Source organism: Streptomyces sp. NPDC048584, from assembly GCF_043199595.1.
Lineage (GTDB): Bacteria > Actinomycetota > Actinomycetes > Streptomycetales > Streptomycetaceae > Streptomyces > Streptomyces edwardsiae.
Genome location: NZ_JBICWF010000001.1, coordinates 371,003 through 395,502 on the forward strand (window position 1 = coordinate 371,003; position 24,500 = coordinate 395,502).

The 24,500-nt window shown below is 72.7% G+C and carries 26 protein-coding genes; 9 read left to right on the plus strand and 17 right to left on the minus strand.

All coding sequences use genetic code 11. From position 1 onward, the window contains the following. Positions 1–44: 44 nt before the first annotated feature. Positions 45–419: a hypothetical protein gene (locus ACGFR9_RS01480; protein WP_393201811.1), complete on the plus strand. Its 375-nt coding sequence runs from the start codon at positions 45–47 to the stop codon at positions 417–419. A 77-nt stretch (positions 420–496) separates the two neighbouring features. Here the strand turns inward: ACGFR9_RS01480 and ACGFR9_RS01485 are convergent, their stop codons facing one another. From ACGFR9_RS01485 to ACGFR9_RS01500, 4 genes are all read right to left on the minus strand, one after another. Continuing rightward, positions 497–898: a hypothetical protein gene (locus tag ACGFR9_RS01485; RefSeq protein WP_393201813.1), complete on the minus strand. Its 402-nt coding sequence runs from the start codon at positions 896–898 to the stop codon at positions 497–499. Between the two features lie 113 nt (positions 899–1,011). Beyond that, the gene (locus ACGFR9_RS01490; RefSeq protein ID WP_393201815.1) at positions 1,012–2,883 is read right to left on the minus strand and encodes a rhamnogalacturonan lyase; all 1,872 of its coding nucleotides are present in this window, start codon (positions 2,881–2,883) and stop codon (positions 1,012–1,014) included. 38 nt (positions 2,884–2,921) lie between these two features. Further along, a complete protein-coding gene (locus tag ACGFR9_RS01495) occupies positions 2,922–3,695 on the minus strand; it encodes a class I SAM-dependent methyltransferase (protein ID WP_393201817.1) in 774 nt (257 codons plus the stop codon). 5 nt (positions 3,696–3,700) lie between these two features. Beyond that, positions 3,701–4,006, minus strand: a complete 306-nt coding sequence (locus tag ACGFR9_RS01500; RefSeq protein WP_393201819.1) for a 4a-hydroxytetrahydrobiopterin dehydratase — start codon at positions 4,004–4,006, stop codon at positions 3,701–3,703. 101 nt (positions 4,007–4,107) lie between these two features. Between ACGFR9_RS01500 and ACGFR9_RS01505 the strand changes: the two genes are divergently transcribed. Both ACGFR9_RS01505 and ACGFR9_RS01510 read left to right on the plus strand, forming a co-directional pair. Next, on the plus strand, positions 4,108–4,923 hold the full coding sequence (locus ACGFR9_RS01505) for a helix-turn-helix domain-containing protein (protein WP_393201821.1): 816 nt from the start codon (positions 4,108–4,110) through the stop codon (positions 4,921–4,923). A gap of 102 nt (positions 4,924–5,025) precedes the next feature. Beyond that, on the plus strand, positions 5,026–5,889 hold the full coding sequence (locus ACGFR9_RS01510; RefSeq protein WP_393201823.1) for a helix-turn-helix domain-containing protein: 864 nt from the start codon (positions 5,026–5,028) through the stop codon (positions 5,887–5,889). Between the two features lie 471 nt (positions 5,890–6,360). On the opposite strand, the gene dnaK is transcribed toward ACGFR9_RS01510, so the two are convergent. From dnaK to ACGFR9_RS01545, 7 genes are all read right to left on the minus strand, one after another. Continuing rightward, a complete protein-coding gene (gene dnaK, locus ACGFR9_RS01515; RefSeq protein ID WP_393201825.1) occupies positions 6,361–8,217 on the minus strand; it encodes a molecular chaperone DnaK in 1,857 nt (618 codons plus the stop codon). A gap of 80 nt (positions 8,218–8,297) precedes the next feature. Then, positions 8,298–9,032 (minus strand): glycerophosphodiester phosphodiesterase family protein, encoded by a 735-nt coding sequence (locus ACGFR9_RS01520; RefSeq protein ID WP_393201827.1) that lies wholly within the window; start codon positions 9,030–9,032, stop codon positions 8,298–8,300. 79 nt (positions 9,033–9,111) lie between these two features. Further along, complete coding sequence (locus tag ACGFR9_RS01525) at positions 9,112–9,540, minus strand: OsmC family protein (protein WP_393201829.1); 429 nt, start codon at positions 9,538–9,540, stop codon at positions 9,112–9,114. Between the two features lie 96 nt (positions 9,541–9,636). Continuing rightward, on the minus strand, positions 9,637–11,436 hold the full coding sequence (locus tag ACGFR9_RS01530; RefSeq protein ID WP_393201831.1) for a hypothetical protein: 1,800 nt from the start codon (positions 11,434–11,436) through the stop codon (positions 9,637–9,639). Beyond that, positions 11,433–12,494, minus strand: a complete 1,062-nt coding sequence (locus ACGFR9_RS01535) for an ATP-binding protein (RefSeq protein WP_393201833.1) — start codon at positions 12,492–12,494, stop codon at positions 11,433–11,435. Before ACGFR9_RS01535 ends, ACGFR9_RS01530 begins: the two co-directional genes overlap by 4 nt. A 95-nt stretch (positions 12,495–12,589) precedes the next feature. Next, positions 12,590–14,674: a phage holin family protein gene (locus ACGFR9_RS01540; RefSeq protein ID WP_393201835.1), complete on the minus strand. Its 2,085-nt coding sequence runs from the start codon at positions 14,672–14,674 to the stop codon at positions 12,590–12,592. 83 nt (positions 14,675–14,757) lie between these two features. Next, complete coding sequence (locus ACGFR9_RS01545) at positions 14,758–15,159, minus strand: hypothetical protein (protein ID WP_393201837.1); 402 nt, start codon at positions 15,157–15,159, stop codon at positions 14,758–14,760. 82 nt (positions 15,160–15,241) lie between these two features. Here ACGFR9_RS01545 and ACGFR9_RS01550 point away from each other — a divergent pair, with 82 nt between their 5' ends. Continuing rightward, positions 15,242–16,015: an MBL fold metallo-hydrolase gene (locus ACGFR9_RS01550; RefSeq protein WP_393201839.1), complete on the plus strand. Its 774-nt coding sequence runs from the start codon at positions 15,242–15,244 to the stop codon at positions 16,013–16,015. A gap of 35 nt (positions 16,016–16,050) precedes the next feature. Continuing rightward, positions 16,051–16,674, plus strand: coding sequence for a DedA family protein (locus tag ACGFR9_RS01555; RefSeq protein WP_393202738.1), 624 nt, complete (start codon positions 16,051–16,053; stop codon positions 16,672–16,674). A 63-nt stretch (positions 16,675–16,737) separates the two neighbouring features. Here the strand turns inward: ACGFR9_RS01555 and ACGFR9_RS01560 are convergent, their stop codons facing one another. From ACGFR9_RS01560 to ACGFR9_RS01575, 4 genes are all read right to left on the minus strand, one after another. Beyond that, positions 16,738–17,970 carry an aminotransferase class I/II-fold pyridoxal phosphate-dependent enzyme gene (locus ACGFR9_RS01560; protein WP_393201841.1) on the minus strand — a complete coding sequence of 411 codons (1,233 nt, stop codon included), beginning with the start codon at positions 17,968–17,970 and terminating at the stop codon, positions 16,738–16,740. A gap of 72 nt (positions 17,971–18,042) precedes the next feature. After that, the gene (locus ACGFR9_RS01565; RefSeq protein WP_393201843.1) at positions 18,043–18,654 is read right to left on the minus strand and encodes a hypothetical protein; all 612 of its coding nucleotides are present in this window, start codon (positions 18,652–18,654) and stop codon (positions 18,043–18,045) included. Between the two features lie 141 nt (positions 18,655–18,795). Beyond that, positions 18,796–19,599 carry an RNA polymerase sigma factor SigF gene (locus tag ACGFR9_RS01570; RefSeq protein ID WP_393201845.1) on the minus strand — a complete coding sequence of 268 codons (804 nt, stop codon included), beginning with the start codon at positions 19,597–19,599 and terminating at the stop codon, positions 18,796–18,798. A gap of 186 nt (positions 19,600–19,785) precedes the next feature. Next, positions 19,786–19,926, minus strand: a complete 141-nt coding sequence (locus ACGFR9_RS01575; protein WP_311644981.1) for a hypothetical protein — start codon at positions 19,924–19,926, stop codon at positions 19,786–19,788. A gap of 171 nt (positions 19,927–20,097) precedes the next feature. Here ACGFR9_RS01575 and ACGFR9_RS01580 point away from each other — a divergent pair, with 171 nt between their 5' ends. Continuing rightward, entirely contained in the window at positions 20,098–20,490 is a 393-nt protein-coding gene (locus ACGFR9_RS01580; protein WP_393201847.1) for a DUF2795 domain-containing protein, read from the plus strand. Between the two features lie 109 nt (positions 20,491–20,599). Further along, positions 20,600–21,139 carry a type 1 glutamine amidotransferase domain-containing protein gene (locus ACGFR9_RS01585; RefSeq protein ID WP_393201849.1) on the plus strand — a complete coding sequence of 180 codons (540 nt, stop codon included), beginning with the start codon at positions 20,600–20,602 and terminating at the stop codon, positions 21,137–21,139. A gap of 20 nt (positions 21,140–21,159) precedes the next feature. Here ACGFR9_RS01585 and ACGFR9_RS01590 read toward each other — a convergent pair whose 3' ends face one another. Both ACGFR9_RS01590 and ACGFR9_RS01595 read right to left on the minus strand, forming a co-directional pair. Continuing rightward, entirely contained in the window at positions 21,160–21,417 is a 258-nt protein-coding gene (locus ACGFR9_RS01590) for a DUF6158 family protein (protein WP_030219739.1), read from the minus strand. 234 nt (positions 21,418–21,651) lie between these two features. Continuing rightward, positions 21,652–23,271: an ABC-F family ATP-binding cassette domain-containing protein gene (locus tag ACGFR9_RS01595; protein WP_393201851.1), complete on the minus strand. Its 1,620-nt coding sequence runs from the start codon at positions 23,269–23,271 to the stop codon at positions 21,652–21,654. A 145-nt stretch (positions 23,272–23,416) separates the two neighbouring features. Between ACGFR9_RS01595 and ACGFR9_RS01600 the strand changes: the two genes are divergently transcribed. Together ACGFR9_RS01600 and ACGFR9_RS01605 are read left to right on the plus strand one after the other, a co-directional pair. Next, a complete protein-coding gene (locus ACGFR9_RS01600) occupies positions 23,417–24,238 on the plus strand; it encodes a methyltransferase domain-containing protein (RefSeq protein ID WP_393201853.1) in 822 nt (273 codons plus the stop codon). Positions 24,239–24,281: 43 nt separating this feature from the next. After that, positions 24,282–24,452: a hydrophobic protein gene (locus ACGFR9_RS01605; RefSeq protein WP_184762992.1), complete on the plus strand. Its 171-nt coding sequence runs from the start codon at positions 24,282–24,284 to the stop codon at positions 24,450–24,452. The last annotated feature ends 48 nt before the right edge of the window (positions 24,453–24,500 follow it).

The window sequence follows — 24,500 nt, forward strand, 5'->3', positions numbered from 1 at the left end:
CGGTACGGACGGGCCGGAGTCGTGGGGCACCACCGGAGGGGAAAATGATCACCAACAGGCTTGTGAGACCCGCTCTCGCCGTCGCGATGCTGACGGCGGTCGCCGCGTGCGGGGGATCGTCCGAACCGGAGCGGGCGGCGGACCGTGCGGAGAAGCCGTCCGCCGAGGCGAGCGCCCCGGCGGACGCCACGCCGGTCACCGCCGCGATGCCCGACCTGACCGGGGGCAACGCCGGACGCGCCGCCGAGCAGTTGAACATGGGACGCGAGCTCGTCTTCGAGGACGCGAGCGGGCAGGGCCGCCCGGTGGACGACCCCGCCGGCTGGAAGGTCTGCGGTTCCCACCCGGGCCCCAACCAGCAGATCACCGTCTACCCGGTGGTCCTCGACGTGGTGAAGACCTCCGAGGACTGCGCCTAGTACGGCCAGAAGGCCACGGCGGCACATGCCACGGCCCCGAACCGGACCGGTTCGGGGCCGTGGCGGAGCGGAGCGGGTCAGGCGGCGACGTCGATGTACGTCGAGGGCCCGTAGCTGCCGCCCTTGACCGGGGTGACGTACATGCGGACGCCCTTGCCCTCGGGCAGGTCCCCGCCCTTCCAGGGGCTGCAGTAACCGGCGTTGTGGCCGCGGGTGTCGACGTACCGGTCGATGACACCGTCGTAGTTGTAGTCGAGGGCGGCTTCGATGCCCCAGCCGTCCGACTTGGTGTCACAGGCCCGGATGGCGTCACCGGGGGTCGAACCGGACGGGTCCTGGTTCCAGGTGGCGCTGCCCGCGTCGCCGGGGGCGTAGATGGTGACGGTCCCCGCCCATGCCTGGCCCTGCAGACCGACGGCCAGACCGATCGCGCAGGCGCCGGTGACCAGCGTCCGGAGTGCGGCTCTTCCGGTCTTCATACTGACTCCTCCCCAGGCCCGGGACCCACGCCCTGGCATGCGCGGATCAATATGCCACACCTTGATCAACTTCAGTAGTGCCTGGTGACACCGCGTGGCCGCGGCCGCTCGGGTTACGGCGTGTACACCGACGGCCTGGGCGGGGCCGGCATGTCGGCGCCGATGAAGAAGCCCGTGTGCGGGGGCTGGTTGTACGCCGTGTTCTGCCAGGCCAGGGCCGTGCGGTAGAGGGTGTCGTGGAGGAGCGTGGTGATCCTGCGGTCCGTGTCGTGCGGGGTGGAGTAGATCCGCAGGTTCTTGTTGTCGCCGGTCCGCCAGACGACCTCCTCGCGCCAGTCGCCCAGGATGTCACCGGACAGCACGGGCGTGGCCTTGGTGCCGTTGTTCGACGCCACGCCGGAGCCGGTCAGCAGACGGGTGTCGGACGACGTGCCGTACTTGTCGATGTGGGTCTGGTCGAGGAGTTCGCGGACCGGGTCACCGTCCCACCAGGCAAGGAAGTTGGTGGAGGAGGGCTTACGGCCCTTGGTGCCGCCGCCCTCGTCCCGGATGCTGCCGTCGGACGAGGACCACATCTCCGGACCGGAGTTGCCGGCGTGGATGTCCCCGGCGACGCCACGGCCGTTGTCGCAGCACGCGGAGAGCTTCCAGCGCACCGAGCCGTTCGAGGGGTTGATGTACAGCGCGGCGGGCTGGCCGGTGGATTCGGAGACCTTGTAGTACTCCAGGCCGGACGTCGACGCGTCCAGGTCGCCGAGGTGCTGGGCGTCGCCGTGGCCGGTCCTGGTGGTCCACAGACCGTTGCCGTTGTCGTCCACGGCCATCGCGCCGTAGACGATCTCGTCCCGGCCGTCGTTGTCGACGTCGCCCACGGAGAGGCTGTGGGAGCCCTGACCGTCGTACCCCTTGCCGCTGTTGGTGGAGGAGTTGGTGTCGAAGGTCCAGCGGCGGGTGAACTGCCCGTTGCGCCAGTCCCAGGCGGCGATCACCGTCCGCGTGTAGTAGCCGCGGGCCATGATCAGGGAGGGGCGGGCGCCGTCCAGATAGGCGGTGCCGGCAAGGAAGCGGTCGACGCGGTTGCCGTAGGAGTCGCCCCAGGAGGAGACGGTGCCGCGGGCCGGGACGTAGTCGACGGTGCCCATCGCCCTGCCGGTCTGCCCGTCGAACATGGTCAGGTACTCGGGGCCGGACAGGATGTAGCCGCCGGAGTTGCGGTGGTCGGCGGAGGAGCTGCCGATGACCGCGCCGGTGCCGTCCTTGGTGCCGTCGGCGGTCTTCATGGCGACCTCGGCCTTGCCGTCGCCGTCGTAGTCGTACACCTGGAACTGTGTGTAGTGGGCGCCCGAGCGGATGTTGCGGCCCAGGTCGATCCGCCACAGCCGGGTGCCGTCCAGCTTGACGCCGTCGACGATCGTGTTGCCGGTGTAGCCGGACTGCGAGTTGTCCTTGGCGTTGGTCGGCTGCCACTTGAGGACGATGTCGAGGGCGCCGTCACCGTCCAGGTCGCCCACCGAGGCGTCGTTGGCCTCGTAGGTGTACGCGACGCCGTCGGGGGTGGTGCCGCCGGACGGGGCGCTGACCGGTACGTCCTTGTAGCCGGCCCGGAACTGGATGGCGTGCGGCGAGTCACCCTGCTCGGTGCCGTTCACCACCGCGCGGACGGTGTAGTCGGCGTGGGACGGGGCGCCGGAATGGAAGTAGGTCGTGGTACCGGTGATCGGACTGGAGTTGACCTTGGTGCCGGCCCGGTAGACGTTGAAGGCGACGTTGTCCGGATCGGTGCCGAGCCAGCGCCAGCTGACCAGGTTGCCGCTGCCGTTGTGGACGCTGACGACGCCGCGGTCCAGCTTCTCGACCTGCCGTGCGGTCGCGGCCTGGGCGGGCGTGCCCGACAGCGCGGTCAGACCGGCGCCGGCCAGGACCGCCGCGGCGAGCGCCGCCGGCAGCACGAAACGGCGTCTGCGGTGACTGTGGGGGTGGGTCACGGGACGGACCTCCTGGGAGGACGGATGGATTCCGCCTCTCAGTCGCCGCCGGAGCGCTCCGGGTTGCCGTCGAACGGTTTCCGGTACGCCCGGAGCCGGAACACGGGGTCGGGGCGGGGCCGGTCCTGGTCGGGGAGCCCCGCCAGCCGGGCCGCGAACCCGTCGGCGGCCGGTGCGCCCGGCGGCAGGGTGACGAACCAGCCGCGGCGCAGGTCCGCGAGGGCGCGGCGGGGGCTGCGCCCCTGGCCGTGCCCCCGGAAGCGGGCCTCCCCGGCGGGCAGCAGCCCCTGTGCGGCGGCGCGTTCGTCGACGGCGTCGGCGGCGTCGGACACCGGGCTGGGCGGGCGGTCGGCGAGCACGGCGTCGATGTCGCTGCCGACGTTGTGCGAGGCACCCTTGTGGACGCTGGTGATGTACACCCCGCCGGGCCGCAGTACCCGGGCGCACTCGCCGACGACCGCGTCCACGTCCTCGGGGCCGGACATCAGATGCAGCAGCCACACACTGACGACGGCGTCGAACCGGGCGCCGGCGAAGGGCAGCCGGCGGCTGTCGGCGCGGAGCACTCCGCCGGGCAGGCGGGCCGCGGCCATTCGGGTCATCGCCGGGGAGAGGTCGACGCCCGTCACCCGGAGCCCGGCGCGGGCGGCGGCGAACCGCCGGGTCACGATGCCGGTGCCGCAGGCCACGTCCAGCAGTTCCCGCGCCCGCCCCGGTATCAGGCCCAGTACGGCGTCCGCGGCGGCCGCCGCCCGTGGTTCACCGCCGCGCAGGACGTCGTAGCGTTCCGCTTCCTCGTCGTAGTCCAGCACACGCCTCAGTGTGCACCGTGTCCGGGCGCCAGGTCCTCCACCCTGCGGGCGAGCCCGAGGTCCTTCTCGGTGACGGCGCCGCCCGCGCTGTGGGTGTGCACGGACAGGGCCACGGTGTTGTAGCCGAGGGTGAGGTCGGAGTGGTGGTCGAGCTCCTCCTGCACCTGGGCGATGTGCACGACCATCGCGGTCGCCGCGAAGTGCGAGGCGAGCCGGTAGGAGCGGGTGAGCCGGCCGCCGTCGAGCGACCAGCCCGGCAGTTCGGCCAGCCGGTCCTCGATCTGCTGCCGCGACAGCGGTTCCACGGGCATGGGCTGCGCTCCTTCGCCGGTGACGGTCTCCTGCCGGGTCCCAGGCTGCCACAAAAAGCACCGGCTCCCCGGTGGAGCCGTTTCTCGATTACGGTCCTGGCATGACTGTGACGTCCGGTACCGCTTCCCGCACGGGAGGCGTGGGACCGCTGCTGCGCTCCTGGCGGGACCGGCGGCGGGTCAGCCAGCTGGAGCTGGCCCTGCGCGCCGACTCCTCCGCCCGCCACATCAGCTTCATCGAGACCGGCCGCTCCCGGCCCAGCGAGGAGATGCTGCTGCGGCTGGCCGAACACCTGGACGTGCCGGTGCGTGAGCGCAACGCCCTGCTCCTGGCGGCCGGTTACGCGCCCCACTACCCGAAGACCCCGCTGGACGACCCCGCGCTGGACGTGGTGCGCGAGGGCATCGAACGGCTGATCACCGGCTTCGAGCCGTATCCGGCTCTGGTGGTCGACGCGATGTACGACGTCGTGGCGGCCAACCGGGGGGTCGTGAAGCTGTTCGACGGTGTTCCTCAGGAACTGCTGACGCCGCCGCTGAACTCGGTACGGCTCACCCTGCACCCGCGCGGGCTGGCACCGCGGATCCGGAATCTGCGGGAGTGGCGCGGCCATCTGCTGGAGCAGATGCGGCGGCAGATCGCCCTGCACCGCTCGGACGGGCTGCGGGCACTGTACGAGGAGGTGGCCGCCTACCCCGTACCGGACGACACCGCCGACGGGCCGAGGGAGCCGTCCCGGCCTGTGGCGCACTTCGCGCTGCCGATGGTGATCGACCACGAGGGGCGGACGCTGTCGTTCGTGTCGTCGATCTCCACGTTCAACACCCCCATGGACGTGACCGTGGCCGAGCTGGCCATAGAAACGCTGCTCCCGGCGGACCCGGCGACGGCAGCGTACGTCAGGTCCTGGCTGTGACGGCGCGGACCAGTGAAACTGGGCGGCGGCCCGCGGCGCGTGAGAGTGTCGGGGCAACATGACAGACTGAGCGCATGCCCGGGCGCGTTGGGGAGGCGTGGCGTGAGTGAGCGGCGGGCCGCACCGACCGTGGGCCAGGTGGTTCTGGGAAGGCGGCTGCAGGAGCTGAGGGAGTCCGCGGACCTCTCGCGTGAGGAGGCGGCCCGCATTCTGCGGGTGGCGCCCGCGACCGTACGGCGGATGGAGACCGCCGAGGTAGCGCTGAAGATTCCGTACGTCCAGCTGCTGCTGAGCGCGTACGGAGTGCCCGAGGAGGACTCCGAGGCGTTCGTGGAGCTCGCCGAGGAGGCGAACCGGCCGGGCTGGTGGCAGCGGTACCACGATGTGCTGCCCGAGTGGTTCAGCATGTATGTGAGCCTGGAGGGCGCCGCCCGTATCATCCGCGCCTACGAGCCGCACTTCGTGCCGGGGCTGCTGCAGACCGAGGGGTACGCGCGCGCGGTGCTGGAGGCCGGGACGATCGGGAACATCGGGCCCGAGGCGGTCGAGCGGCATGTGGCGCTGCGGCTGGAGCGGCAGCGGCTGCTGGAGCGGGCCGATCCGCCGCATCTGTGGGTGCTGATGGAGGAGACCGTGCTGCGGCGTCCGGTGAGCATCGACGGGCGGGTGATGCGGGACCAGTTGGACAAGCTGCTCGAATACTCCGAGCGGGACCGGGTCACGCTGCAGATCGCCGAGTTCGCGGACGGGCCGCATCCGGGGACGTACGCGCCGTTCTCGCTCTTCCGGTTCGCGGAGCCGGAGCTGCCGGACATGGTGTTCACGGAGTACCTCACCGGGGCGCTGTACCTGGACTCCCGGCGGGAGGTCTCGGCGCACCTCGAGGTCCTGGACCACATGACGGCCCGAGCGGCCTCGACCCATCGCACGCAGAAACTCCTCCGCGAATGCAGAGAGCACTACTGACCGCACCCCGCCGACACCACGCTCCGCCGACACCGCCCAGCCGCCCAGCCGCCCAGCCGCCCAGCCGCCCAGCCGCCGGCCATCGTGCCGCGTTCCGCCCCTCCGCGCGCAGGGCACGCCCCACTCCGCCCCTCCGCGCGCAGGGCACGCCCCACTCCGCCCCTCCGCGGGCAGGCGTGCCGCACTCCGCCGATCCGCGGGCAGGCGTGCCGCAGGGCGGCACGGGTGGGCGCGACGGCACCCGCCGGCGCCGGGCTGCGCTCCGTCCCCCCGCTCAGCCGTCACCCCGGGTGACTGCTGGACGGGGGTGGGTGAGCGCTCGCCCCGCTGGAGGGGGTGCCGCTGCGCCCACCCGTGCCGCCCCAGCGGCACGACTGCCCGCAGCTACGCGGACTGCGGCGGGGTGCGGCGGCACGACTGCCCGCAGCCACGCGGCAGGGCCGCACGCAGCGGCGGGGGTGCGGCGAGCGTTCAGGCCGGGTCGTTCGGGCGGGAGTTCGAGCTCCGCTCGTCGTCGACTATCTCCGCGTCGACGACTCCGTCGTCCGAGGGCTCTTCCGTCGGCGACGCCGACGGCGACGCGCTCGCGTTCGCGTACATCGCCTGTCCCATCCGCTGACTGACCGCGCCCAACTTCTCGACCGCCGCACGCAGTTCGGTGGCGTCCCCGTCCAGAAGCCCCTTCACCGACTCCACCGCCGCCTCCACCTCCGCCCGCGTCTCCCCCGGCACCTTGTCCCCGTTGTCCCGCAGGAACCGCTCGGTCTGGTAGACGAGTTGCTCCGCCTGGTTGCGCGTCTCGGCCGTCTCGCGCCGCTTGCGGTCCTCTTCCGCGTACTGCTCGGCATCCCGCATCATCCGGTCGATGTCGTCCTTGGGAAGCGCCGACCCCCCGGTCACGGTCATCTTCTGCTCGCGCCCGGTGGCGAGATCCTTGGCCGACACATGCATGATCCCGTTCGCGTCGATGTCGAACGCCACCTCGATCTGCGGCACACCACGCGGCGCCGGCGGCAGCCCGGTGAGATCGAAGACGCCGAGCTTCTTGTTGTACGCGGCGATCTCCCGTTCACCCTGATAGACCTGGATGCCCACCGACGGCTGATTGTCCGTCGCCGTGGTGAAGATCTCCGAACGCCGGGTGGGAATCGTCGTGTTGCGCTCGATCAGCGTGGTCATGATCCCGCCCTTCGTCTCGATCCCCAGAGACAGCGGCGTGACGTCGAGCAGCAGCACGTCCTTCACATCACCCCGCAGCACACCCGCCTGCAGAGCCGCACCGACGGCGACCACCTCATCGGGGTTGACGCCCTTGTGCGGGTCCTTCCCGGTGAGTTCACGCACCAGGTCGGTCACCGCCGGCATGCGCGTGGAACCCCCCACCAGAATCACGTGATCGATCGCGGAGAGCTCCACACCGGCGTCCTTGACGGCCTGGTGGAACGGCTTCTTGCAGCGCTCCAGCAGATCCTCGGTCAGCTCCTGGAACTGTGCACGCGTCAGCTTCTCGTCCAGATGCAGCGGGCCGCCCGCGGAAGCCGTGATGTACGGCAGATTGACCGTCGTCTCCGTCGACGACGACAGCTCGATCTTCGCCTTCTCCGCCGCCTCCCGCAGCCGCTGCACCGCCATCCTGTCCTGCGCGAGGTCCACGCCGTACTGCCCCTTGAACCGCTTCGCGAGGTACTCCACTACCCGCTGGTCCCAGTCGTCGCCACCGAGACGCGTGTCACCGTTGGTGGCCTTCACCTCGATGACGCCCTCGCCGATGTCGAGCAGCGACACGTCGAAGGTGCCACCGCCCAGGTCGAACACCAGGACGGTCTGGTCGTTCTCCTTGTCCAGGCCGTACGCCAGTGCCGCCGCCGTAGGCTCGTTGACGATCCTCAGCACCTTCAGGCCGGCTATCTCGCCGGCCTCCTTGGTGGCCTGCCGCTGGGTGTCGTCGAAGTACGCCGGTACGGTGATCACCGCGTCGGCGACATCCTCGCCGAGGTAGGACTCCGCGTCCCGCCGCAGCTTCTGCAGCACCCGCGCGGACAGCTCCTGCGCCGTGTAGCGGGTGCCGTCGACCGAGCCCTGGTCGGGGAACCGCCAGTGCGCGTCGCCCATGTACCGCTTGACCGAGCGGGCGGTGCGGTCGACGTTCGTCACGGCCTGCCGTTTGGCGACCTCGCCGACCAGCACCTCCCCGTTCTTGGCGAAGGCCACCACCGAGGGGGTGGTCCGGGCGCCCTCCGCGTTGGCGATGACGGCGGGCTCACCGCCCTCCAGTACCGCGACCACCGAGTTCGTGGTTCCCAGGTCGATTCCGACCGCCCGTCCCATCGCTGTCCCCTTCCGCCAGGGCACCTCTCCGGACTTCCAGCACAAAACTTGAGCGGCTCATTGTCAAGACCGCATGCCGGTCAGCGGGAGGGGCGGGCGTCACGCAGTGCCACCGCGCGGCGCGGACGGTCGGTGATCAGCACGTCCACACGCGGGTCACCGAGGAAGCCGCGCAGCGCCGCGTCCTCGTTGACGGTCCACACCATGGTGAACAGTCCGTTACGGGCCGCCTCGCGCAGCACTCCGGCGCGGGCCAGCCGCCAGTGCGCGGCGACCCCGTGGGCGCCGCAGGCGCGGACGCGGCGCATGGGCAGCAGCTCGGCGATCCGGGTCCGCACCAGCCGGCCGGGGGTGATGCCGTCGCCGTCGCGGCCGAGGGAGAGCAGGGTGCGTACGCGCGGGCGCGCGGCGGTGAGGGCGGCGACGGAGCGGTCCTCGAGGGTGGTGGCGACAAGTCCGTCCTCGCCGAGCACGGCGACCGCGCGGTCGATCAGCTCCCGCTCGTGCCCGGTCTCCTTGAGGTCCAGCTGGGCGACGAGCCTCCCGGCGACCAGCTCCATCACCTCGTCCGCGACGGGCACACGGTGCCCGGCGCGGGCGTTCAGCTCGGCGTGGGTGAGTGTGGACAGCGGCGGCCCGGTGCGCCCCGCGCGGGCGTCGTGGTGGACGACGAACACCCCGTCGGCCGTACGCCGTACATCGAACTCGACGTACTCCGCGCCGGACGCGAGCGCGTCCTCGTACGCCTCCCAGGTCGCCGGGGCGGCATGTTCGCAGCCGCCCCGGTGGGCGGAGACGGCGGGGCGTGGCGTCATGGCGGCGGCTCCGGGGGCGGGACGTGCCGCAGGCCGCCCCGGAAAAAAGGGGGCGGCCTGCGGTGGTGCGGCGGGCTGATCAGGCGAGCTTCGCCGTCAGGGTGATGTTCGTGCCCTTGAGGGCCTGGCTGACGGGGCAGTTCACCTTGGCGTCCTCGGCGGCGGCGGTGAAGCCGGCCTCGTCCAGGCCGGGGACGGTGCCCTCGACGGTGAGGTGGATGCCGGTGATGCCCTCACCAGGCACGAAGGTGACGTCGGCGGAGGTGGTCAGCTTGGTCGGCGGGGTGCCGGCCTTGTCGAGGCCGTTGGAGAGGGCCATGGAGAAGCAGCTGGAGTGGGCGGCGGCGATCAGCTCCTCGGGGCTGGTCCTCCCGTTCGCCTCCTCGGCACGCGACGCCCAGGTGACCGGCTGCTCGGCGATGGCGCCGGAGGAGTCGAAGGCGACGACCCCGCTGCCCTTGAAGAGACTGCCTTCCCAAACGGTGTGTGCGGAGCGCGTGGCTGCCATGACGCATCCTTTCGAAAATTCCGGCCGTGTGTCCGGGGTGCTGGGTCCGGGCGCCCATGTCACCGGGTGCCCTCCCCCATCCGATCACATCACGGCTCAACTCACCCGGAAGACGGGCCCTCTCGCGGTGAACGGCAGCCGCGCCCCGCGCGGAATCAGATAGGCGTGCTCACGCCGGACCCGCAGCACGTCGCACCAGCCGTCGGTGATGACGAGGACCGGCGCGCCGGGCGGGAAGTCGTCGGCGCGCTGGAGGAGGTCGACGCCGGGCTGCAGAACGGTGCCGCCCCGCCCGTGCACCCGCACACGTCCGGCGATCTCGGTGACCGGCACATAGCCGGCGTCGTGGGGTGCCGCGTCGCAGAACACCACGCGCGCGGCCGGTACGTCCCGGGCCTCGGCGTAGGAGGCGATGGCACCGAGCGCCTTGCCGAGCAGGACGCGGTCCATGGAGCCGGAGGTGTCCAGGACCACGCCGAAGGTGCAGCGGGCGATCTCCTCGGGCGGGAAGTGGCGTCCCGCGCGGGGGACGTCGGGGGTGGACGCCTGGCGCCGGGAGGGACGCGCGTACGACCGCAGCGGTTCGGGGCGGGGCACGAACTCGTCGAACCAGCGGGCGAGCCGGGCGTCCCAGGGCAGCGGCGGATGGCTGAGCGCGCGGATCTCCTGGACCAGGCCGGCGGGCAGGAAGCCGCGCTCCTGCCGGTCGTGCAGGTCCAGACCCTGGGCAAGACCCCGGCGGTAGAAGCCGTCGAGGTCGACACAGTCGCGGGGCGGGCCGAGGGGGCCGCCGAGGATGTCTCCGAGCCCCTTGCCGCGCGGAGTGGCGAGCCGGCGCATCCGGCGGAGGTCGCCGGCGATCCGGTCGTAGACCTCCTCGGCGGACAGTCCGGCCAGCTCCTTGTCGTGGAGCAGGCCCTCGGGCATGGTGCCGACGCGCATCTCCTCGAGCCAGCCGTTGATGACGAAGTCGCAGGCCACGTTGAAGAGATAGGGGTCGCGGCCGCCGCAGCGGTCGCCGTGGCGCAGGGCGGCGTGCAGCATCTCGTGGGCGAGGACGAAGCGCCACTCCTCGTCGTCGTACCGGCGCAGCGGGTTGATGTAGATCTCGCCGGCCTCGGCGTCGACGGCGGCGACGGAGATGCCGTGGGCGCGGGCGAGTTCGGCGTCGGCGACGATCGTGATGCCGGAGGCGATGCCGCCGAGCAGCGGGTAGGAGGAGACGAACCAGCCGAGCGCGCGCTCCCAGGGGCGCCGCGGGACCGGTGTGCCGTCCAGGCTGTCGAGGCGGCCGGCGGCCATGTCCATCGCGGCGGACACGGTGCGGGTGAGGGCGGTGGCGAACGCCAGCTGGTGGTCGGGCGGCTGCCCGTACCAGCCGTGCCACTCCTGGAGGAACAGGTCCGCCTCGCCGCCCGCCGTGCCGCAGCGCTCGTACACGGCCGGGACGCCGTCGCGGCGCCAGCGGGCGGCGAGCCGCTCCTCGTCGCCGTCGGGGTAGGCGGCGGGCAGGTGGTCGGGGGTCCGGCCGATGGGAAAGCCGAGCAGGAAGCGGTCGACGACGACGCAGCGGGCGGCGAGCTCGCAGTGGTCCGGCTGCTCACGGGTTCCCTTGGCGGCCGGGACGTGACCGAAGCCGAGGTGGAGGACGGCGTGGGCGAGGGCCCACGCCCAGGCGTCCGGGTCGGCCATGCGGTCCGGGTGGGCGTGCAGCACGGCCTCGGAGTCGACGCGCACCAGTCCGTCGCGGGGCGCGAGCGCGCAGTCCTCCCGGCGGCAGACGTCGAAGTCGACGGCGGCCAGTGCGGGGTTCGCCCGCACAAGCCGCAGTCCCGCGTCGAACGCCTCCTGGGCGAGGTCGCGCTTCTTCGGCCCCTTCGCGCGGGCGCGGCTCACCGGCGGGCCTCCACCAGGCGGGGCATGTCGCGGGCCGCCTCGACGAGGAACCAGGAGGGCAGCACCGGGTTGCCGTCACGGTCGGAGGCGATGACGGTCTGGGCGACCTCGACGGAGATCTCGGCGAGCTGCACCAGCAGCGACTTGGCGCGGTACGCGGTCTGGCGGCCGTTCGCCGACATGTGCTCCTTGGTCGCCGGGAGTTCCTTGACGAGGCGGCCGCGGAACGACTCGGCGAGGTAGTAGAGCAGGTCGCGGTCCTCCAGGCGGTGCGGCCAGCGGGCGTCGCCCTTGATGACGGCGTCGATGCCGAAGCGGCTGCGGACGATCTTGACGTAGCCGCAGAAGGCGGTGGCGTGCGCCGGGGTGAGGGTGCCGTGGGCGAGGACCTTCAGGGTGTCCTCGTCGAGGTCGCGGCCGAAGGAGTGCAGCGCGTCGGAGAGCATGTGCCAGGAGCGGGGCGTGGAGAACGGCTCCTCGGTCTTCGGCGGCTTGGACCACAGCTGGTCGGGGCGGTCGGTGAGGTGGTCGGTGATCCACGGGTGGATGCCGTTGTTCGCCGCCCAGACGAGCCAGTCCGTGGAGGACGCCTCCAGGTGGACATGGGTGAGGCGGTTGACGAGGGCCGAGGCGATGGGGCGGGCGAGCGCGTTGTCGGTGGAGCGGTTGCCGGCGCCGATGACGATGGAGCCCTTGGGCAGTTCGTAGTCGCCGATGCGGCGGTCGAGGATCAGCGAGTAGAACGCCTTCTGCACGTCCGGGGTGGCCGCGTTGAGCTCGTCCAGGAAGAGGCAGTACGGCTCGTCGCGGGCGATGGCCTCGGGCGGGCAGAACACCGAGCGGCCGTCGCGGATCTGCGGGACGCCGATCAGGTCCTCGGGGGCGAGCTGGGTGCCCAGCAGGCTCACGCACTCCAGCCCCAGCGACTCGGCGAACTCCCTGACCAGGGAGGACTTTCCGATGCCGGGCGCTCCCCACAGGAACACCGGCCGCACGGTCGCGAGACCGAGCAGCAGCTCCGGGATACGGGCGGGGGTGACGGTGACGGCTGCCTGCACGCGGCGAACTCCAGGGTCCGGAAACGGTCGAACACGCCCAGTGTGGGCCGGGCCGGACGCTCACGCAGCCGAATTTCCGGCGCCCGGCGGGGTGTTCAGGCCGCGCGTTCCTGATCCGGGGCCGCCGGTATGTCCGACTCGTCCGCCTCGGTGAGCCAGCGGCGCAGCACCCGGTGGATCTGTTCGGCGCCGGCGAGGTCCGTGCCGTCGTGGACCGGCGGGGACAGTACGAGCGGGGACAGCAGGAAGGGGCGGGACTGGGCGCCGCCGAGGCCGCCGTGGGAGCCGATCTGCTCCTCGAAGGCGAGGACCTCGCCGTCGGCGGGGTCGTGGAAGGAGTTGACCATGATGTCGGCGGTGTGCGGGAAGGTGTGCGTGCGGCGTACGGCGTCGGCGGCGCCGGGGCCGAACGCGGCCAGCGGGCCGGGGTCTTCGTCCAGCCGGTCCAGCGGGATCTCCGCGCCGTACGCGCCGAGGACGACCCCGCCGTGGCGTTCGCTGCGGACGAGCAGGAAGCCGATGCCGGGGTGGTTGGCGAGGGTCGCCAGCAGCGCGGGGTGGCGGGCGTCGATCTCCTCCTTGGTCATCCGGTGCGGCACGTCCGGGAAGGAGATCAGGCCCAGGTTGCCGGAGGCGAGCACGATCGGTTCGGAGCCGCGGGAGGGCCGGTACTGCCCTGCGCCCTCCTCGACGGGCCGGCGCAGCGCCGCGCGGACGGCGGCGCGGGCCTCGGCGCCGCTGTGGGTGCGGCCGGCGCTGCGCGGCACGGGCAGTCCGCAGCCGGCCCGCACCAGGTCGCCCAGGGTGAGGCCGTAGCGGAAGCGGAAGGTCTCGCCGGGGCTCTGGCCGTGGTCGGAGAGGACGACGATCCGGTACGGGCGGGGGGCGTGCTCGGCGACGTGCTCGATCAGGGCGAGGGCGCGGTCGAGGCGCTGGAGGACCTTCTCGGTGTCCCTGCCGGCCGGCCCGGAGTGGTGGGCGACCTCGTCGTAGGCCACCAGGTCGGCGTAGACGGAGGTGCGGCCGGCCAGCAGGTCGCCGGTGACGGCGGCGACCACGACGTCCCGCTGGACGACGGTGGCGAAGGCCCGGACGAGCGGGTAGAGGCCGCCGCGCGAGACCCGCGGACGCTGCCCGCGGAACCGGGTCCGGGTGGACTGGCCGATCTCCCGGCCGACCTCGGCGATGAAGGACAGCGCGGTGCGTACCGCGTTGGCGGGGTCGGAGAAGTAGGCGAAGTAGCCCGCGCGGGAGCGGGCGGCGGGGTCGCGTCGGCGGGTGGCGATGGACAGCACCAGGGCCTGCTCGTCGGCGCCGCCGCTGAAGAGGTTGCCGCGGCTGGCGCCGTCGTCGGCGAGGAGTCCGGCATGCCCGGAGTTCTCGATGGCGCGGGCCTGGAGTTCGGCGGCGCTGGTGGGCCGGTTGCAGACCATGACCTCGCGGCGGGCCTTCTCGTACCAGCGGAAGGCGGGGATGTCGTGGTTGCTGCCGTGCAAGATGCCGAGCTGGCTGGAGCCGGTCTGGCTGGACCAGTCGGTGCGCCAGGGGGTGAGCCGGTGGGAGGGGTGGTCGCCGCCGGTGCCGGTGCCGAGCCAGCGGGCGACGGTGGGCATGAGCCCCTTGTCGACGGCGGCGAGCAGGATGTCGTGGCCGACGCCGTCGAGCTGCACGAAGACGGTGCCGGGGGTGGTGGGGCAGGGCGGGGCGGAGCCGCGTCTGCGGTGGGCGAGGCGGTAGAGGCGGCGGCGGTAGGCGTCGTCGTCGCGTACGGCGAGGGCTCCGCCGGTGGCGGAGGCGACGGCGGACATCACGGCGGCGACCACGACCGCCGTCTCCGGCGCCGCGGCGCCCCGTTCGACGGGGTTGACCCGCAGAGCGAGCCACAGCAGGGCGCCGTTGAGGAAGAACACCAGCAGGCCGAGGACGAGCGCCGGCACGAGCAGCAGCAGTCGGACGAGCAACGGCCAGACCAGGGCGGAGAGCAGACCGAAGGCGCCGGCGCCGAGCGCCGCGGTGACCGCGATGTCGGTGGCGCTGTCGCCGTCGGCCGAGCGCAGCCGGAAGTCGGGCAGGATGCCGGCGAGCAGCAGCATGGTGAGGGTGGAGACCACCCATACGGCGACACTCCGCCCGATCTGACTGGCGACCCGTCGCCACCGCCCGCCACCCACGCCCCGCACACCTCACGTCCCGGCCGACCTGGCCCTCTCCACCCTGTCACAACGGCCGGACGGGGCGTTTCGTCCCCGTACGCCGCCGTGGTTCAGCGGCCGTCGTAGCCGGCCGTGGGCAGCGACAGCCGCCGGTGCACGCATGCCTTCATCGCCGCGTCGTACGACGGTTCGGCGGTGCCGGCCGTCTCCAGCCGGGCGCCCCGCCGGGCGCACTCCTCGGTGAACTCCGCCACCGAGGACAGCGCGCGTTCCAGTACCCGCAGACTGGGCGCCACGAACAGATCCGTTCCGGGCCGCACGCCGTCCCACAGCAGGCAGTGGTCGGAACGCAGTCCCCGTACGAGGAGTTCCCTGGCCACCTCGTAGCCGTGCTCGGCGGCCCAGCGGGCGCACATGGCGTGCTGGCTGCGGGAATCCACCAGGAAGGGATCGGCGTCCAGTTCCTCCAGCGGCGTCAGACTCGCGATCGCCGTCACCCGCACCGGCCCCATGGCGCCCCCTCACCTCCGGTTTCCGCCGCCGACCCTACTCCTGCGCGTAGGCTTCGGGGAGTCGTGCGAAGGAGGCGGAGAGGTGCCGGTGGAGGTCACCTGGTGGGGTCACGCGACCTGCACGGTCGAGGACTCGCACACGCGCGTGCTCACCGACCCCCTGTTCGCGCGCCGGCTCGCGCATCTGCGGCGCCGGCGCGGGGAGGTGCCGCCGCCGGAGGCCCGGTACGCGGACGTGGCCCTGGTCTCCCATCTGCACGCCGACCATCTGCATGTGCCGTCGCTGGCCCGGCTCGCCCCCGGCACCCGTCTGCTCGTGCCCCGGGGCGCGGCCCGCGCGGTGCCGGGACTGCGCCGGCTGACGCATCTCGCCGTGCGCGAGATGGTGCCCGGCGATGTGACGACCGTCGGGGCGCTGGCCGTGAGGGCCGTGCCCGCGCGGCACGACGGGCGCCGGCTGCCGGTGGGACCGCACCGCGCCCCCGCCCTGGGGTATGTCCTGGAGGGCGAGGCGCGCACGTACTTCGCCGGGGACACCGGTCTGTACGACGAGATGGCCAAGGAGGTCGGGCCGGTCGACGTGGCGCTGCTCCCGGTGGGTGGCTGGGGGCCGTATCTGGGCGAGGGGCATCTGGACGCCGGACGCGCGGCCGAGGCGCTGGCCCGGCTGGGGGCGTCCAGCGCGGTGCCGGTGCACTACGGCACGTACTGGCCGATCGGGATGGACGCCGTGCGCCCGCACGAGTTCCACGCGCCGGGGTACGAGTTCGAGCGGCAGGCGGCCCGGCACGCACCGGGTGCGTCGGTCCACCGGCTGGGGCACGGGGAGCGCGTGCGCCTGGAGGCCGCGCGGTGATACTACCCGCGCTGGGCCGGGCGGCCGGTGCGTCGCTGTCGCCGGTGGCCGGCGTACCGTCGGTGGCGCCCGACTTCACCCAGCAGGCCGTCGGTTATCCCTCGCTGTTCCTGCTGGTGCTGATCGGGGCGCTGGTGCCGGTGGTGCCGACGGGCGCGCTGGTGAGTTCGGCGGCCGTGGTCGCCTTCCACCGGGCGGCCCCGCTGTCGATGCTGCTGGTGTTCGTGACGGCGTCGCTGGCTGCGTTCCTCGGTGACGTGGCGCTGTACTGGCTGGGGCGGCGCGGCATGAAGTCGAAGAACGGCTCCCGCTGGCTGGAGGCGATCCGGGACCGTGCCCCGGAGGACCGGCTGGAGCAGGCGCAGGGCAAGCTCGCCGACCACGGGGTGGCGGTGCTGGTGCTGTCCCGGCTGGTCCCGGCCGGGCGGCTGCCGGTGATGCTGGCCTGTCTGGTCGCGAAGTGGCCGCTGCGCCGCTTCGTCCGCGGCAATCTGCCGGCCTGTCTGGCCTGGGCGGCGACGTACCAGCTGATCGGCGTGGTCGGCGGTTCCCTGTTCGACCGCCCGTGGGAGGGCGTACTGGCGGCGATCGTCCTGACGGTGCTGATCAGCGTGACCCCGGGACTGTGGCGTCGGCTGCGGGGGACGGCGACGGGGTGACGCGCGGGGCGGCCCCGGTCACGCGGCGAGGGCAGCGGCAGGTCCGGCAGGGTGTACGCCGTGTCATCGTCGGGTGTCGTCGTGGAGTTCGGCGAAGGCTGCCGTCAGGCGGTTCAACGCGTCGCGCACCCGGGGGAGTTCCAGGGGGGCGTGCGAGGTCAGGGCCTCGGCGCGCAGGACGGGGGTGTCGCCCAGCAGGGGGGCGGTGGACAGGCGCACGCGCGGGGCTTCGAGGTCGTCGCCGAAGCGGTGGCCGCCCGGTGCGGGCATGCCGAGCCGGGCGGTGAGGAACTCCTCCAGTTCCTGGGCGTCCCCGATGCCGCGCGCGTGCAGCGCGGGGGCCAGGGGGGCGAGGTCGACGTACAGGTGCCGGCCGCAGCTCGGGGGGCGGGCGAGCGCGCCCCCGGCGACGACGGCGGCGTGCGCGGCGGCGGCCACGCGCGCGTGCAGCCGTACGGCGTCGGTGACCCGCGCGGTGACCGGTTCGGGCTCGGACAGGGCGTATCCGGCCGCGGCGGCGACGGGCGCGGCGACCTGCGCGTCCAGCGCGGTGAGGATGTCGAGCACCCGCGCGTGGAGCGCGTTCCCGTCCTCGCCGGCCGGGAAGCGGGCCACGGCCGCCGGCCACCCCGGCGGGAGCAGGGCGCCGGCCAGGTCGGTGACGACGGTGACCCGGTCCGGCAGCATCTCGGCGGGGCTGAGCAGCACGGTGGCGTGCGGGTCGTGCAGGGTGTCGCGCCAGGTCTCGTCGCTGACCAGGTACAGCCCCTCGGCGACGGCGGCCTCCAGGGTCTCGTGGAGCAGCTCGGGCGGGGTGACGCCGGCGGTGGGGTCGTCGGCGACGGAGAGCACCAGCAGCCGCGGGTCACCACCCTCGTTCCGCAGCCGGCGCACGGTCTCCAGCAGGGCGTACGGATCGGGCACGCCGCCGCCCTCCGCCGGGGTCGGTACATGGAAGGCGGGGCGGCCGAGCACCCGCGCGTAGGGGGCCCACCAGGCGGCGCAGGGCCGGGGCACCAGGACGTCGCCGCCGAGCGCGGCGGTGAGCGCCACCAGCAGGGCGGGCGCGCCGGGGGCCACCGCCACCCGGTCGGGGGCGGCGGGCAGTCCGCGCCGGTCGCCGTAACCGCAGGCCGCCTCCAGCAGGGCGGGCCCGCCGCCGACCGGTTCGACGCCCGCGCGGGAGGCCGCTGCGGCGAGTACGGCGGCCAGTTCGGGCAGCACGGGAAGCCCGTCCTCGGGCAGCGTCGGCCCGAACCGGACGGGGCCATGGCCTTCCGGATCCGTCCGCCGCATGTGCACCTCCGTACGGTCCCTGTACCCGGCGTGCCGTGTGCCATGGCCCGGCTGCCGGAACCGCGGCACGCGTCAGCCGTCCGCGCGGGTGGTGCGGTCCCGGTGGAGACGGTGGGCGGCGGCGCCGAACGCGCCCGCGATCAGCAGACCACCGGCGGCCAGGGCGGACACGGAGTCGGTGAAGGTGCCGCCCCCGCCGGCGTGGACCCCGTGGTGCGCGGGCGGTGTGGCACAGGGGGTGCCCTTCGACGCGGTGGGCTTCGGGGCGGGGGGCTTGGATTCGGTGGGCTTCGGGGCAGGGGCCTTGGATTCGGTGGGCCCCGGCTTCACGGCCTTCGGTTCGACGGGCTCGTAGGCGTCGCCGTCCTCGGGGCCGGGGATCGCCGCGTCGAGGCCGGGTTCGGCGTCGAGGCCGGGTTCGGCGTCGAGGCCGTCCGGGGTCGTGCCCTCCGGGAGGTCCGCGTCGTGCTCGAGCGGGTCCGGTACGGCGCTCAGCGGTTCGTAGCCCTCCCACGCGTCGTCGTCCGGCTCGTGTTCCGTGGGCTCGGGGCAGGGCGTGCGGGAGGCGCTGCCCCAGGAGGCCACGGCGTCCGGTACGGAGCCGGCGGACGCGCCCGGTGCGCAGACCGCGAGGACGGCGCCGGTGACGGCGGCGAGGGACAGGGCACGGACGGTGCGGCGCATGGTGCGGGCTCCTTCGAGCGACGGCGGCGGGGCCACGGCGTTCGGTCACGCCCCACCCCCATCTCAGCCCCGTCGCCTCCGCGCCGCCCGCCGCCGGACACCATTGGCGGGACCGGGCACACCCAAACGGGTGAGGAAGGGCTACGTCTCCTCGCCGGTGTCCCGCATGACCTGGTCGCGTACCCGGCCGCAGCAGCGGCTGATCAGGCGGGAGACGTGCATCTGGGAGATGCCCAGCTCGTCGGCGATGCTGCTCTGCGTCATGTCGTCGAAGAACCGCATGTAGAGGATGGCCCGCTCCCGCTCGGGCAGCGCGGCCAGCTGCTCCCTGACCGCCTGGCGGTCGACCACCGTGTCCAGCGCCGGGTCGGGCGCGCCGAGGGCGTCGCCGAGCGAGTAGCCGTCGTCGCTGCCGGGCAGCTCGGCGTCCAGGGAGAGCGCGCTGAAGCTCTCCAGCGCCTCCTGTCCCGTACGGACGTCCTCCTCGCTGAGATCGGCCTGCTCGGCGATCTCGGCCACGGTGGGCCGGCGGCCGGGGAGGGTCTGGGACAGGTCCTGTGAGGCGTGCCGCACCCGGTTGCGCAGCTCCTGGACCCGGCGCGGTACGTGCAGGGTCCACATGTGGTCGCGGAAGTGCCGTTTGATCTCGCCGGTGATGGTCGGCACGGCGTAGCTCTCGAAGGCGTTGCCGAGCTCGGGGTCGTACCGGTCGACGGCCTTGACCAGGCCGAGCGCGGCGACCTGGCGCAGGTCGTCGACGTTCTCGCCGCGGCTGCGGAAGCGTCCGGCGAGGCGGTCGGCCATGGGCAGCCAGGCCTCGACGATCTCCTCACGCAGGGCGTCCCGCTCCGCTCCGGCGGGCAGGGCGGCGAGTTCGCGGAAGGCGGACGCGGTGTCGGGGGCGTCGTCGTGGGGGTGGGATGTCGCGGTCGCTCGGATCGGCATCGTGCGTCACAGCTCCCTCGGGGTGCCAGGGCCGGTCCGGCGGATCGAGTCGCACAGGCCCCAGGGGACGGACGGTCACCGTGGTGAACGCACCGCGCGGGAAGAGGTGCGCCCGCGGCGGCGTGAATCGCCGCTTCCACGGGCGTGCCTGCTGTCCGAAGCACTGTGCCTGCGCCTGCCCCCGTCTCACCGTCCCAAACCGGCCGGTCCGGTCTCGGCGGGATCGGCCTCGGGCGGTACGGGCGGCAGCAGGAAGTCCTCGTAGCGGCCCAGCATGAGGAGCACACCGAGCATGACGGGCGGGATGAGCAGGGCGAGCACCACCATGGCCTGTCCTCTCCAGGAGGCGCGTGGGGGGCGTGGGGGGGGCGTGGCGGTCCGGGTCTCCCGCCGTACGGCGGCCAAACCCCGGACCGGGACGAAACGGAACCCGAACTCCCGTGTCGCCCTCCGCTCGCCGGGTACGCGGTCCGCACCCCGAAGGATGTGGAGGGAGACATGCAGCGAGGCAGCGACCGGCTCAGCGTCCACCGCGACGACGAGATGAAGCACGAACTGCAGGGTCTGCTGCGGTCCGGGCACCCCACCCGTACCGAGGAGTGGCACGACCCCGAGCCGTTCGCCGACGACGACCCCGAGGTCGCCTACGGTCCGGTGACACCGGGCCGCGGCCCGACGTCGCTGGAGTCGGTGCGACTGGATCTGGCCAGGATCCTGGGCCGCGGGGCGTTCCCCGCGGGTCCGCGCGAGCTGATGCGCGCCCTGGACCGGCGGTACGCGCCCGACGCGCTCATCGAGGCGCTCGAGCGGCTGCCGCGCCGGGACCGGTACGGCAGCGTCCAGGAGCTGGCCGAGGCACTGACGCGGGTGCGGGAGACGGAGACCGCGTGAGCGGTGCGTCCGGCTCGGCCGGGGTGTCGCGGTGGTTTCGCGGCGCCCCGGTCCGGCGCCCGGCACGATCGGACGTGCGGGAACATCCGAGACGAGAGGAGACAGAAGCATGCGTATCGCATTCCTGACCGCGCCCGAGGGCGTCGAGCAGGTCGAGCTGACGGAGCCGTGGCAGGCGGCCGCGGACGCCGGTCACGAACCCGTGCTCGTGTCGACGAGCCCGGGCAGGGTCCAGGCGTTCGACCATCTCGACAAGGCGGACACGTTTCCCGTGCAGGAGGTGGTCGGCGAGACGTCGGCGGACTCCTTCGGCGGACTGGTGCTGCCGGGCGGGGTGGCCAACCCGGACTTCCTCCGCATGGACGACAGGGCCGTCGCGTTCGTGCGGGACTTCTTCGAGCAGGGCCGGCCCGTCGCCGCGATCTGTCACGCGCCGTGGACACTGATCGAGGCCGATGTCGTGCGGGGGCGGGTGCTGACCAGTTGGCCCAGTCTGCGGACGGATCTGCGGAATGCCGGTGCGACCTGGGTCGACGAGCAGGTGAAGGTCTGCGACCACGGGGCTGGCAAGCTGGTCACCAGCCGTAAGCCGGATGATCTGAAGGCGTTCTGCGAGACGTATCTCGAGGTGTTCGGGGCCGCAGCCTGAGGAGGCTCGACGCCGGGTCGTCAGGTGCCCGGGGTGGTGGGGGTCGTGGTGTCCGCGGCCGTCCGCTCCCGGGCGCCTTCGCGTGTGCGGGACGCGGCGACCAGGCGGCGGGGGTTGCGGCGCAGGTATTCGCCCTCGAGTCGGGCCATGCGGTCGTTGTGGGTGCGCAGGGCGTCGTTGGAGCCGTACAGCAGGGTGTCGTGGCGGGTGCGGTGGATCGTTTCCAGCTCTTTCATGAGCTGCTGGTCGTCCAGGCGGTCGGGCTCGACTCCGGTCATCGTGGGGCCCCGTTCGTCGGGTGCGTGCTCGCTGTTCCTGGGTCCACTGTACGAACGTCCTGGCGGGTGGGCCTCATGGGCGGGGGGCGGGGGTTCTTTTCTTCGCCCCCGCCGCCCCTTCCCTTCCCGTCCCTGGGGCTTCGCCCCCAGACCCCCTTCGCGCGGTTCCCCGCGCCCCTGGGGAGGGCGGGCCCGCTTCGCGTCCGCGCGGGTGGGCGTGACTCCGTGCGCCTTTCAGCGGGCGCGTTCCACTCTGCGTTCGTCCCAGACGGGGGCCGGGGTTTCCTTGATCCGGCCGTCGGCTGCGAAGAGCAGGTAGCGGTCGAAGGTTCGGGCGAACCAGCGGTCGTGGGTCACGGCCAGGACCGTGCCTTGGAAGCTCTCCAGGCCTTCCTGGAGGGCCTCCGCCGATTCCAGGTCCAGGTTGTCGGTCGGCTCGTCGAGGAGGAGGGCCGTGACGCCCTGGAGTTCCAGGAGCAGGATCTGGAAGCGGGCCTGCTGGCCGCCGGAGAGGCGGTCGAAGGTCTGTTCGGCCTGCTGCGTCAGTTCGTAGCGGCGCAGGCGTGACATGGCGGCGCCCCGGTCCTGGGAGTGCTCGGTCCACAGGATGTCCAGGAGGGTGCGGCCCCGGAGTTCGGGGTGCGCGTGGGTCTGCGCGAAGTGGCCGGGCACCACGCGCGCGCCGAGCCTCCAGGTCCCCGTGTGGGCCACGTCGTCGCCGGCGAGCAGGCGCAGGAAGTGGGACTTGCCGGAGCCGTTGGAGCCGAGGACGGCGACCCGTTCGCCGTAGAAGACCTCCAGGTCGAAGGGTTTCATCAGGCCGGTCAGTTCCAACTGCTCGCAGGTGACCGCGCGTACGCCCGTACGGCCGCCCTTCAGACGCATCCTGATGTCCTGCTCGCGCGGCGGCTCCGGCGGGGGCCCGGCCTCCTCGAACTTGCGCAGCCTGGTCTGGGCGGCACGGTAACGGGACGCCATGTCCGGGCTGTTCTCGGCGGCCTGGCGGAGTGTCAGGACCAGCTTCTTCAACTGCGCGTGCTTCTCGTCCCAGCGGCGGCGCAGTTCCTCGAAGCGGGCGAAGCGCTCCTGCCGGGCCTGGTGGAAGGTGGCGAAGCCGCCACCGTGCACCCACGCGTCGGCACCCGCTGGGCCCGGTTCGAGGGAGACGATCTTCTGGGCGGCGCGGGCGAGGAGTTCGCGGTCGTGGGAGACGAAGAGAACGGTCTTGCGGGTCTCGGCGAGCCGCTCCTCGAGCCAGCGCTTGCCTGGCACGTCGAGGTAGTTGTCCGGCTCGTCGAGCAGCAGCACCTCGTCGGTGCCGCGCAGCAGCGCCTCGAGGACCAGGCGCTTCTGCTCGCCCCCGGAGAGGGTGCGGACCTCGCGCCACTGCGCCTTCTCGTACGGCACGCCCAGCGCGGCCATGGTGCAGATGTCCCACAGGGTCTCGGCCTCGTAGCCGCGCACCTCGGCCCAGTCGGCGAGGGCCTGCGCGTACGCCAGCTGCGCGGCCTCGTCGTCGACCGTCATGATCGCGTGTTCGGCGGCGTCGACGACGCGGGCGGCGTCGCGGATCCTGGGCTGCGCCACGGACACCAGCAGGTCCCGTACGGTCGTGGCGTCCCGTACGGAGCCGACGAACTGGCGCATCACGCCCAGTCCGCCGGTGACGGTGACGGAGCCGCCGTGCGGCTTCAGCTCGCCGGACAGGAGGCGCAGCAGGGTGGTCTTGCCGGCCCCGTTGGGTCCGACGAGGGCCACCACGGCACCCTCTCCCACCCGGAAGGAGGCATCGCCCAGGAGGGCCCTCCCGTCGGGGAGGTAGTACTCGAGGTGCGCGGCTTCCAGGTGACCCATGGTGGGGATTGTGCGGGGTCGTCGGTGCAGGTGGCAAACGGGTTTCCGGTCCCGCCGTACCAGCATATGAAACGTCGGTCTCACTATGCGGGTGACGGGCGTACCGTGAGTGCCCTCCTACGGCAAGGGAAGGGGTGGGCTCGTCATGCCGGAAGCGCGGGAGACCGCTGTCTACACGCACGGCCACCACGAGTCGGTGCTGCGGTCGCACACCTGGCGGACCGCCGAGAACTCGGCGGCGTATCTTCTCGGGGCCCTGCGGCCCCATATGCGGATCCTCGACATCGGGTGCGGCCCCGGCACCATCACCGCCGACCTCGCGGAACGCGTCCCCGACGGGCATGTCACCGGCCTCGACCGGGAGCCGGGCATCCTGGAGCAGGCCCGCGCGGTGGCCGGCGGACGGGGCCTGACGAACACCGCCTTCACGGTGGGGGACGTGCACGCGCTGGACTTCCCGGACGACACCTTCTGTGTCGTGCACGCCCATCAGGTGCTCCAGCACGTGGGCGATCCGGTGGGGGCGCTGCGCGAGATGCGGCGGGTGACCAGGCCGGGCGGGATCGTCGCAGTCCGGGACTCGGACTACGCGGCGATGACCTGGTATCCCCCGTCACCGGGCATGGACGACTGGCTGGACCTCTACCGGCGGGTGGCCCGGGCCAACGGGGGCGAGCCGGACGCCGGGCGGCGGCTGAAGTCCTGGGCGCTCACCGCGGGGTTCACGGACATCACCGCGACCTCGGCCACCTGGACCTTCTCCACCTCCGACGAGCGGGCCTGGTGGAGCGGCCTGTGGGCGGACCGTACCGTGGCGTCCGCCTATGCCGAGCGGGCGGTCGACGGTGGCCACGCCACCCGGCAGCGGTTGCGGGACGTGGCCGAAGCCTGGCGGAAATGGGGCGAACGGGACGACGGCTGGTTCGGTGTACTGCACGGCGAAATTCTTTGCCGCAAGGACGTCTGAATCCAGCTTTCGGGGCAATCAGAATGTCAGGAGGTACGACATTATGGTTCCCATTCTTCTTGTCCTGTTGCTGGCCCTGATCCTCTTCGGCGCCGGGTTCGCGGTAAAGATTCTCTGGTGGATAGCCCTGGCGGTTCTCGTCGTATGGCTGCTGGGGTTCTTCATGCGCAGTACGTCGGCAGGCGGCGGCAGGGGCCGCTGGTACCGATGGTGAAGTGACATGGCACGACTGAGTCCCCGGGACAGGGTCCCGGGGACTCAG